The 10,373-nt window shown below is 41.5% G+C and carries 6 protein-coding genes and 1 pseudogene; 6 read left to right on the forward strand and 1 reads right to left on the reverse strand.

What is annotated here, in order from left to right:
• Nucleotides 1-336 precede the first annotated feature (336 nt).
• The 4 genes from focA (at nucleotide 337) to rlmA (ending at nucleotide 5,404) form a co-directional block, all read left to right on the forward strand.
• A complete protein-coding gene (focA, locus tag PE36_RS12155) occupies nucleotides 337-1,188 on the forward strand; it encodes a formate transporter FocA (protein ID WP_006032335.1) in 852 nt (283 codons plus the stop codon).
• A gap of 74 nt (nucleotides 1,189-1,262) precedes the next feature.
• Nucleotides 1,263-3,542 carry a formate C-acetyltransferase gene (pflB, locus tag PE36_RS12160; protein ID WP_006032336.1) on the forward strand — a complete coding sequence of 760 codons (2,280 nt, stop codon included), beginning with the start codon at nucleotides 1,263-1,265 and terminating at the stop codon, nucleotides 3,540-3,542.
• 148 nt (nucleotides 3,543-3,690) lie between these two features.
• Nucleotides 3,691-4,467: a pyruvate formate lyase 1-activating protein gene (gene pflA, locus PE36_RS12165; RefSeq protein ID WP_006032337.1), complete on the forward strand. Its 777-nt coding sequence runs from the start codon at nucleotides 3,691-3,693 to the stop codon at nucleotides 4,465-4,467.
• Between the two features lie 103 nt (nucleotides 4,468-4,570).
• Nucleotides 4,571-5,404 carry a 23S rRNA (guanine(745)-N(1))-methyltransferase gene (rlmA, locus tag PE36_RS12170; RefSeq protein WP_006032338.1) on the forward strand — a complete coding sequence of 278 codons (834 nt, stop codon included), beginning with the start codon at nucleotides 4,571-4,573 and terminating at the stop codon, nucleotides 5,402-5,404.
• Nucleotides 5,405-5,534: 130 nt separating this feature from the next.
• Here the strand turns inward: rlmA and yfbV are convergent, their stop codons facing one another.
• Nucleotides 5,535-5,972 (reverse strand): terminus macrodomain insulation protein YfbV, encoded by a 438-nt coding sequence (gene yfbV, locus PE36_RS12175; RefSeq protein ID WP_043994476.1) that lies wholly within the window; start codon nucleotides 5,970-5,972, stop codon nucleotides 5,535-5,537.
• A 410-nt stretch (nucleotides 5,973-6,382) separates the two neighbouring features.
• Between yfbV and PE36_RS12180 the strand changes: the two genes are divergently transcribed.
• Nucleotides 6,383-7,576, forward strand: a complete 1,194-nt coding sequence (locus PE36_RS12180; RefSeq protein WP_006032340.1) for an acetate kinase — start codon at nucleotides 6,383-6,385, stop codon at nucleotides 7,574-7,576.
• A gap of 91 nt (nucleotides 7,577-7,667) precedes the next feature.
• Nucleotides 7,668-9,820, forward strand: a pseudogene (gene pta / locus PE36_RS12185) (phosphate acetyltransferase).
• Nucleotides 9,821-10,373: the final 553 nt, after the last annotated feature.

Here is a 10,373-nt window from a genome sequence, read left to right on the forward strand (position 1 = left end):
ACCTAGACCTTAATTAGCAGCCTGATTGACCATGTATACGCGATATCCAGCGTGATCATTTTCGACATTTTATTGTAAGATAACGAGGATATTAGTGGTTGCGTTGGTAAATACCCATTAAGGTAGTGTTTTAAACTTTATTTTCACAGTTAAAATAAAGTTTAGCCAAAAGTGCCGTTTACGTAACTTAATTACAGTATTTGGACGCCAGTAAAAGTGTTAAATGCCGTTTTTCGTAATAAAAAAACATAAAATAGCCAAATGTTGATCTAGATCACTTTCGATATACTCCAAGATAGGTAATAATACACCTGAGTTATTTATTGAGACTAAACAATGAAAACAGTAAGCCCATTTGATGCGATCCTACCACCAGAACTGCTAAAAAAAGCAGAATCTATCGGCGTAGCAAAAGCAACTAAAGCACCTAAACAAGCCTTTATGCTTGCTATCACTGCTGGTGTATTCATCTCTATCGCATTCGCCTTCTATACGACGGTAACAACAGGCACCGCTGATGTTGCTTATGGTTTAAAAAAATTCATGGGTGGTTTTGCCTTTAGTCTCGGTCTATTACTTGTTGTGGTTTGTGGTGGCGAACTGTTTACCAGTTCCATCTTAACAATAATTGCCCGTGCCAATAACAAGATAACAACCCTGCAACTGGCAAAGAACTGGGCCGTGGTATATGCAGGTAACTTCATTGGCTGCCTCTTCTTTGTGATGTTAATGGTATTAGCCAAGCAGCACCTCGTCGCAGATGGCGCCTGGGGTATCAATGCCATGAAGATAGCTCAACACAAATTGCACCATACTTTTATTCAAGCTGTCACCCTCGGTATCCTGGCAAACCTACTTGTGTGCCTTGGTATATGGATGAGTTTTGCCGCGCGCTCAATTACCGATAAATTTGTGGCTATCGCATTACCGGTAACCATGTTCGTGGCATCGGGTTACGAACACAGTATCGCTAACATGTTTATGATCCCACTCGGGTATGTTATTGCGAACTTTTCCGGTCCTGAATTTTGGTTGCTCACCGGCGCTAACCCAGCTGACTTTACCGATTTAACATTATCTAACTTTGTATTTAATAATCTTATTCCTGTCACCATCGGCAACATCATTGGCGGGGGCGTATTGGTTGGCCTGACATACTGGGCTATCTACTGCAATAAAGAATCTTAATATCTGTTGTAAACACAACAGATAGCAAACTTTGAAATTACATTTTTTAGAATATTAATAGATTAGGTGTACTTATGACTGAACAAACAATTTTTGATCAAGCGTGGCAAGGTTTCACTACGGGTGAATGGACAAACGAAGTTAACTTACGTGATTTCATCCAGAAAAACTACACAGAATTTACCGGTGATGAATCTTTCCTAGCGGATGCAACCCCAGCAACAGATACGCTTTGGAATAATGTCATGGAAGGCATCAAAATCGAAAACAGCACCCATGCGCCACTTGATTTTGATACTTCTGTGCCATCAACAATTACCTCACATGCCGCTGGTTACATTGACCAAAGTCTAGAAACAATTGTTGGTCTACAAACTGAAAAACCATTAAAACGTGCCATCATCGCTAATGGCGGTATTCGTATGGTTGAAGGTTCTTGTAAAGCATATGGTAAAGAACTGGATCCAGTAACCAAGAAAATCTTCTCTGAATACCGTAAAACACACAACCAAGGTGTATTTGACGTTTATACAAGCGACATCATGAAATGTCGTAAGTCAGGTATCCTCACTGGTTTACCAGATGCATACGGTCGTGGTCGTATCATTGGTGATTACCGTCGTGTGGCTGTATACGGCATCGACTTCCTAATGAAAGATAAATTTGCCCAACAACAATCATTAGAAGCGAAGTTCTACTCAGGTGAAGACCTAGAAGCAACAATGCGTTTACGCGAAGAGATCTCTGAGCAGTACCGTGCCCTAGCACAAATCAAAGAAATGGCGGCAACGTACGGTTTCGATATTGCTGGTCCTGCAACAAACGCAAAAGAAGCGATCCAGTGGACTTACTTCGGCTACCTTGCGGCAGTTAAATCACAAAATGGCGCAGCAATGAGCTTTGGTCGTGTAACGACCTTCTTAGATGTATACATCGAACGTGATTTACAAGCGGGTATCATTACCGAATCTGACGCACAGGAAATGATCGACCACCTGGTCATGAAACTGCGTATGGTGCGTTTCTTACGTACGCCAGAATACGATGAGTTATTCTCTGGTGACCCAATCTGGGCAACAGAAACTATCGCTGGTATGGGCACAGATGGCCGTTCATTGGTAACCAAATCATCATTCCGTGTACTACACACACAATACACTATGGGTCCGTCACCAGAGCCAAACATCACGGTATTGTGGGCTGAGCATTTACCACTAGCCTTCAAACGCTACTGTGCAAAAGTATCGATTGATACATCATCAATCCAGTACGAAAATGATGATTTAATGCGTACCGACTTCGACAATGATGACTATGCTATTGCATGTTGTGTATCACCAATGATCGTGGGTAAACAAATGCAGTTCTTCGGCGCTCGTAGTAACCTTGCTAAAGCATTGTTATATACAATCAATGGCGGCGTAGATGAAAAACTAAAAATCCAAATTGGTCCTAAAGCAGACAAGATCACCGATGATGTACTTGATTACGCAGATATTAGAGCGCGTTATGACAAAGTGATGGATTGGTTAGCAACAACGTATGTTACTGCGCTAAACTCAATCCACTATTCACACGACAAATACTCGTATGAAGCATCATTAATGGCATTACATGACCGTGACGTAGAACGTACAATGGCATGTGGTATCGCTGGTCTATCAGTTACTGCTGATTCACTTTCTGCAATTAAATACGCAAAAGTTAAACCAATTCGTGATGAAAATGGTATTGCAGTCGATTTTGAAATCGAAGGTGATTATCCTAAATTTGGTAACAACGATTCACGTGTTGATGATATCGCTTGTGAACTAGTTGAAACTTTCATGAAGAAAGTGTCTAGCCACAAAATGTACCGTGATGCGAAACCAACACAGTCAGTACTAACAATTACATCAAACGTGGTATACGGTAAGAAAACCGGTACAACACCCGATGGTCGTCGTGCCGGCGCACCATTCGCACCGGGCGCAAACCCGATGCATGGTCGTGATGAAAAAGGCGCAATCGCAGCCCTAACATCCGTTGCCAAACTACCGTTTGAATACGCCAAAGATGGTATCTCTTATACTTTCTCTATCGTACCAAACGCACTCGGTAAAACTGACGATATCCGTCGTACTAACCTTGCCGGTTTAATGGATGGTTACTTCAAGCACAGCAGTGCGATTGAAGGTGGTCAGCACTTAAACGTTAACGTGATGGATCGCTCAATGTTACTAGACGCGATTAAGCACCCAGATAAATACCCACAACTGACTATTCGAGTGTCTGGTTACGCGGTACGTTTCAACTCGCTAACATCGGAACAGCAACAAGACGTGATCACACGTACATTCCAGCAATCATTCTAAGACTGTCGGAATAACATTATAAAATATAACCAGCGGTTGTTTTTATAGTGACAACAAACAAAAGCCTTACACCTGTAAGGCTTTTGTATTTATAATAACTATATAGACCTTTTATAATAACTGTATAGCCCTATCTTTTGGAGATATTATGCCGCTTAATAAACCGATTGATTCTACCGAGTTATGTAGCACAGTCGGACGCATTCATTCTACTGAATCTTTTGGCTCCGTAGATGGACCAGGTATTCGTTATATCGTGTTCATGCAAGGCTGCTTAATGCGTTGCCTGTATTGTCACAACCGTGATTCATGGGATCTGCATTCAGGTAAAGACACAACCGTTGATGAATTAATTCGTGAACTTATTTCATACAAGGCATTTATGCTAGCAACAGGTGGGGGTGTAACAGCATCAGGCGGCGAAGCAATGCTACAGCCTGAATTTGTCCGTGACTTTTTTACTGCCGCGCAAGCCGAAGGTGTTAATACCTGCTTAGACACTAACGGCTATATTCGTAAATACACCGACGTGATTGACGAAGTGCTCGATGTTACTGACTTAGTGATGTTGGATTTAAAGCAAGTGAACGACGACATTCACCAAGAATTAGCGGGGGTGAGTAACAAGCGCACGTTAGAATTTGCCGAGTATTTAGAAAAACGGAATCAGAAAACCTGGATACGTTATGTGGTGGTACCCGGTTATACCGATGATGATGCATCTGCGCATCAGTTGGGTAAATTTATTCAACACATGAGTAATATTGAGAAAGTGGAATTGCTGCCTTACCACGAACTCGGTCTGCATAAATGGAAAACCATGGGTTATGATTACCCGCTTGATGGTGTGCCGCCACCCAGTAAAGACACTATGGACCGCATTCAAAACATCTTATTAGAATACAAAGATAATGTAATTTATTAATCGTTCAAAGCGCATTCTATTACAAACCGATCCGAGCTCTATGCTATGATCGGTTTTTTTGTTTTAGCCTTTTTGCTAATCGCCATCAGAATAATGAGATCACATGAACTACCTCTGCCCTATCTGCGCTCGCCCTTTATCTGCACAAGACAAAAGTCTAGTTTGCGAGCAACGCCACCAATTTGATTTAGCAAAAGAAGGTTACGTAAATCTGTTGCCTGTACAAAACAAAAAATCAAAAAATCCGGGTGACAACAAAGAGATGATGCAAGCGCGGCGTGAATTTCTGGACCAAGGCTTTTATCAATCACTATCAGACAAGGTTAATAGCATAGCTCAGCAAGCGTTAATCGCTGTCAACGCCCCCACCATTCTTGACTTAGGCTGTGGCGAAGGTTATTACACCCACCGCTTAGCGCAGGCTGTGGCGACGCTTAATGATGCTAATACAACGCCACAAATCGCAGGACTCGATATTTCTAAATCAGCGATCCGTTATGCAGCAAAACGTTATAAGACGATCAGTTTTTGTGTGGCCAGCGCTTACAACACCCCATTCGCCGATGCCAGCCAAGATTTAGTGACCCGTATTTATGCACCATCACAAGATGCTGAATTAGCACGTATAATTAAAGTCGGCGGTTACTTGCTTACCGTCACGCCTGCTGCCGAGCATTTATTTGAATTGAAACAGAAAATTTATCAAACTCCTGAAAAACATGACATGACGATTGAAGAAATTGCCGGTTTTGAAGTGGTTGAGCAACAGCGGTTGACAGAAGAGATCACACTGACACAAGCCAAAGACAGTAAAAACTTATTGGAAATGACGCCACTGGCTTGGAAGATGAATGACGAGCAAAAAGCGCAATTATATGCCACCGATTTAACCTTAACGCTGGACTTTAACATCACCCTTTATAAGCGTACGACATAACGCTTTCGCAGAAAATACACAGTCCGACACAGCGCTGGCTCATTTAAAAGACAAAAAAATACCGATATTAGCCATAATATCGGTATTTTTTGTGCCTATGTAAGCAAACTTCTAAGTAATAAATCGTCGATTACTTAACCGTGAATGCCTTGTCCATACGCTTAAATGCACTTCCTAAAATATCAGCCAATTCACTGTAATGCGGATTTTTTTTGGCTGGTTCAAGTTCACAACCTTGTGTAACTAACCCTTGATAAAGCTCATGATACCAACTTGCTAATGACACAGGTAATAACTCGCCAGAACGTTTACCTAACCAGAACAAACCTTGCATTGGTAGTGTAATAAATAATAATGCAATCGCAATACTGGCGGGTAATTGCTGCATGTCACCATATAAATACTGCATCATCACGGTTAAAATGGCTAATGGCGGCATCGTCTTAAAGCCAAGCTTAGTAGCAGCAATAACTCTATTTTCAGGAAAACGAGCAGCCAGTTCTTTTTTCATCGGCCAGCGCTGCATATAATGTTGACCTTTATATAAGGTATTTTTAAATACACTCATCAGCATCCTCCTGTCAAAAGACAAATTTACTATAGTTCAAACCATACACTATGTCATGGTGCAGGTAAAATAGTATATCAATGTTACGTTAATGGTTTAGATCAACTTTATTACAAATATACTTTGAGATATCGCCCCATAGCAAGTAAACTATGAACCAGTTAACACTTTTAGGTAAAATGTGAGTGACATGACTCACAGTTTTAGAAAGTTGTCATTTCTTTAAGATGGATACTTAGTAACGAACATTCGTCGTATCAACTACGACATCGTACGTAAAAATGACAGTGTCAGCCAATTTACTAAGCACAGACAATATCTCTGCTTTAATAAAGATACGATACCTAAGCCAATATCGCTAGGATTGTTATCAGTTATTTTATTGATTATTTCATAATAGGTTTTTACGCATGAATAAACTCGTTCTAGTTCTAAACTGTGGTAGTTCTTCTCTTAAATTCGCAGTTCTTGATTCAGTATCTGGTGATGAAAAATTATCAGGTCTTGCAGAATGCTTTAATTTAGAAAACGCACGCATCAAGTGGAAACTTGACGGCAATAAAGGCACAGCCGATCTAGGCGCATTCGCTTCTCACAAAGAAGCTGTAGCATACATCGTAAATAACATTCTAAAAGAACAGCAAGCAATGAGCGACGCTATTGTTGCGATCGGTCATCGTGTTGTACACGGCGGTGAAAAATTCACGTCATCAGTAATCATCACAGATGAAGTGATCAAAGGCATCGAAGATTGTGCAGCACTAGCGCCACTTCATAACCCAGCTCACCTTATCGGTATCCGTGCGGCACAAGCAGCATTCCCAGCACTTCCACAAGTAGCTGTTTTCGATACTGCGTTCCACCAGACTATGCCTGAAAAAGCATACCTATACGCACTTCCGTACAAACTATACCGTGAAAATGGTATCCGTCGTTACGGCATGCACGGCACTAGCCACCTATTTATTGGCCGTGAAGCAGCTGCGCTTCTAGGTCAAAAAGTTGAAGAAACTAACATCATCAACTGTCATTTAGGTAACGGCGCATCAGTTTGTGCAATTAAAGATGGTAAATCAGTAGACACAAGCATGGGTATGACTCCACTTGAAGGTCTAGTAATGGGTACACGTAGTGGTGACCTTGACCCAAGCATCATCAACCACTTAGTTACACAGTGTAACTACACGCTTGCAGAAGTTAACAGCATGCTTAACAACGAAAGTGGTTTATTAGGTATTTCTGAAATTTCTAGCGATTGCCGTGCTATCGAAGATGGCCATGCAGAAGGTCAAGTTGGCGCAGTTCGCGCAATGGAACTTTCTTGCTACCGTCTAGCTAAATACATCGCTTCATACGCAGCCGCTTTAGGCCGTATCGACGCTATCGTATTTACTGGTGGTATCGGTGAAAACTCTGATGTTATCCGTTCAATCGTATTAAACCAACTGTCTATCTTCGGTATCGAAGTTGACGAAGCAGCGAATACGGCAGCACGTTTTGGTTCTGAAGGTACAATCACTACAGCAAATAGTAAAATTAAAGCTATGGTTATTTCTACTAATGAAGAACTTGTTATTGCACAAGATGCAGTAAGCCTAATCTAGTTCGGCGATTAGCTAAATCAGTTTAATTTTAAAATAAGGAAGGTGTAAACGCACCTTTCTTTCTTCTCAATCCCAATATAAGGTGACGCTAGTGGCTCGCACTATAATGCTTATCCCAGTTGGCGCAGGCGTAGGCGTAACTTCTGTTAGTCTAGGTATGGTTCGTGCGTTTGAACGCAACGGCCTAAACGTTAACTTTTTCAAACCTATTGCTCAACCTCGCCAAGGCGAAAAAGGTCCTGAGTTATCAACTGAAATTATCCGTCAAGGAACGAATGCATCACCTGCAACACCGTTCACTTTATCACACGCTGAAAAATTAATCGGCGCGGGTAAAACTGACGTACTGCTTGAAGATATCGTTGAGCGTTTTGAATCGCACATGGTTGATGCTGAAATCGTTGTTGTTGAAGGTCTAGTACCAACAGCAAAACAACCTTTTGCTAACCACGTAAACTACAACATCGCAAAAGCACTTGATGCTGAAATGATCTTTGTGACTAACCCAGGCACAGATTCATCAGAACAGCTAAAAGATCGTTTAGAGATCGCTTGCTCAAACTTCGGTGGCAGCAAAAACAAACGCATCATTGGCTGTGTGATCAACAAAGTTGGCGCACCACTTGATGAAGCGGGTCGTAACCGTCCAGATCTGGCTGAAATGTTTGAAGCAAACGCAGGTAATGCTAGCCATAACCTAGAAGTGCTACAAGTATTTGGCAAAAGCCCAATGCCGATCCTTGGTTGTATTCCTTGGAATGCAGAACTGATTGCACCTCGTGCAAAAGATCTGGCTAAGCACTTAAATGCTGAAATCCTAAACGAAGGCGACATCGAAGAACGTCGTCTAGTGGGTATCACGTTCTGCGCACGTTCTATTCCAAACATGCTTGAGCATTTCCGTCCAGGTGGCTTATTAGTTACTTCTGGCGATCGTGCTGACGTTATCGTTGCGGCATGTCTTTCGGCAATGAACGGCGTTAAAATTGGCGCATTGCTACTAACAGGTGATGTACGTCCAGACGCAAGTGTATTAAAACTTTGTAGTCAAGCAATGGCTACAGGTCTACCAATCATGCTAACGCCAACGAATACTTGGCAGACTGCATTAACGCTTCAAAACTTCAATCTTGATATCCCTGCAGATGACAAACCACGCATCGAAGCAGTTCAAGAATACATTGCAAGTCACATCGACAAGCAATGGATTGAAACGTTAACGGTTGGCACTAAACGTACTCGTCGTCTATCGCCACCTGCATTCCGTTACCAGTTAACTGAATTAGCGCGTAAAGCGAAGAAACGTGTTGTACTACCTGAAGGTGAAGAGCCACGTACAATTGAAGCGGCTAACATCTGTGCTGAACGCGGTATCGCGACACCAGTACTGCTTGGTAACCCAGCTGAGATTAAACGTGTTGCAGAAAGCCAAGGTATCACCTTGTCTGCCGGCGTTGAAATCGTAGATCCAATAACATGTCGTGAAAAATATGTTGCTCCTATGGTTGAACTGCGTAAAGCCAAAGGCCTTACTGAAGTAGTAGCACGTGAACAACTAGAAGATAACGTTGTGCTTGCGACTATGATGTTAGAACAGTCTGAAGTTGATGGTCTTGTATCTGGTGCCGTGCACACGACAGCAAACACAATTCGTCCAGCACTGCAGTTGATCAAAACAGCACCGGGTTCAAACCTAGTGTCTTCAATCTTCTTCATGTTGCTACCTGATCAAGTGTTAGTGTACGGTGATTGTGCAATTAACCCAGATCCAAATGCGTCTCAACTTGCTGACATCGCGATTCAATCTGCTGATTCAGCGAAAGCATTCGGTATCGATCCTCGCGTTGCTATGATCTCTTACTCAACTGGTTCATCTGGCCAAGGTAGTGATGTAGAGAAAGTACGTGAAGCAACTAAGATCGCACAAGAACGTCGCCCTGATTTAATCATCGACGGTCCATTACAGTACGACGCTGCTATCATGGAAAATGTTGCGAAAAGCAAAGCGCCAAACAGCCCTGTAGCTGGTAAAGCGACTGTATTTGTATTCCCAGATCTTAATACTGGTAACACAACTTACAAAAGCGGTACAGCGCTCTGCAAACCTAATCTCTATTGGTCCAATGCTGCAAGGCATGCGTAAACCTAGTAAATGATTTATCACGTGGCGCATTGGTAGACGATATCGTTTACACAATCGCACTTACAGCGATTCAAGCTAAGCGAATTAAGCTTCTTTCTTAGTCTCAAATCTCTGATAAACGTGTTTAAGGCTTTCCCTAGGGAAGCTCTTTTTTGATCACCTATCTAATACTTAATATCAGGCTATGCCTATTTTGACAATTTTGGCATTTTGCCATTTACTAATGACTTAGAAGTTTTAAAAATAGAAAAACCTTCCACCACATACAGTTGACCACTACATATATCTAACTACTATGAAGTCGATTTTCGTCAGTACGGTAAACGCGACAGAAAGTGAATTGAGTTGTGTCTCTCGACGCGGCTAATATCCATAATAAGATTAAGACATCAAATACATCAAATACATCAAATACATCAAATACATCAAATTTTCTCCTAGTAATAATCCATAACAGCTATGTAATAGCCCTGTAATGTTTTTTTGATAATGAATGTTTTAGTATTCATCTACTAGTTTAAAAAATATCTAATATCTAGTAAATTTCCTAGGAATAATAAAAATGAAATGTTGTAAAGACTCAATGCTACAGCGAGTCAATAGAAAATGGTTTGATAAATTATTGTATAGCGGTATCTATAAATGTAATCGCTG

It is taken from the genome of Moritella sp. PE36 (genome assembly GCF_000170855.1).
In the GTDB taxonomy this organism is placed as follows: Bacteria; Pseudomonadota; Gammaproteobacteria; order Enterobacterales; family Moritellaceae; genus Moritella.

Excerpts from the sequence above, each read along its gene's own strand:
- focA (WP_006032335.1), top strand. The coding sequence starts at position 337 with ATGAAAACAGTAAGCCCATTTGATGCGATCCTACCACCAGAACTGCTA.
- pflB (WP_006032336.1), top strand. The coding sequence starts at position 1,263 with ATGACTGAACAAACAATTTTTGATCAAGCGTGGCAAGGTTTCACTACG.
- pflA (WP_006032337.1), top strand. The coding sequence starts at position 3,691 with ATGCCGCTTAATAAACCGATTGATTCTACCGAGTTATGTAGCACAGTC.
- rlmA (WP_006032338.1), top strand. The coding sequence starts at position 4,571 with ATGAACTACCTCTGCCCTATCTGCGCTCGCCCTTTATCTGCACAAGAC.
- yfbV (WP_043994476.1), bottom strand. The coding sequence starts at position 5,972 with ATGAGTGTATTTAAAAATACCTTATATAAAGGTCAACATTATATGCAG.
- PE36_RS12180 (WP_006032340.1), top strand. The coding sequence starts at position 6,383 with ATGAATAAACTCGTTCTAGTTCTAAACTGTGGTAGTTCTTCTCTTAAA.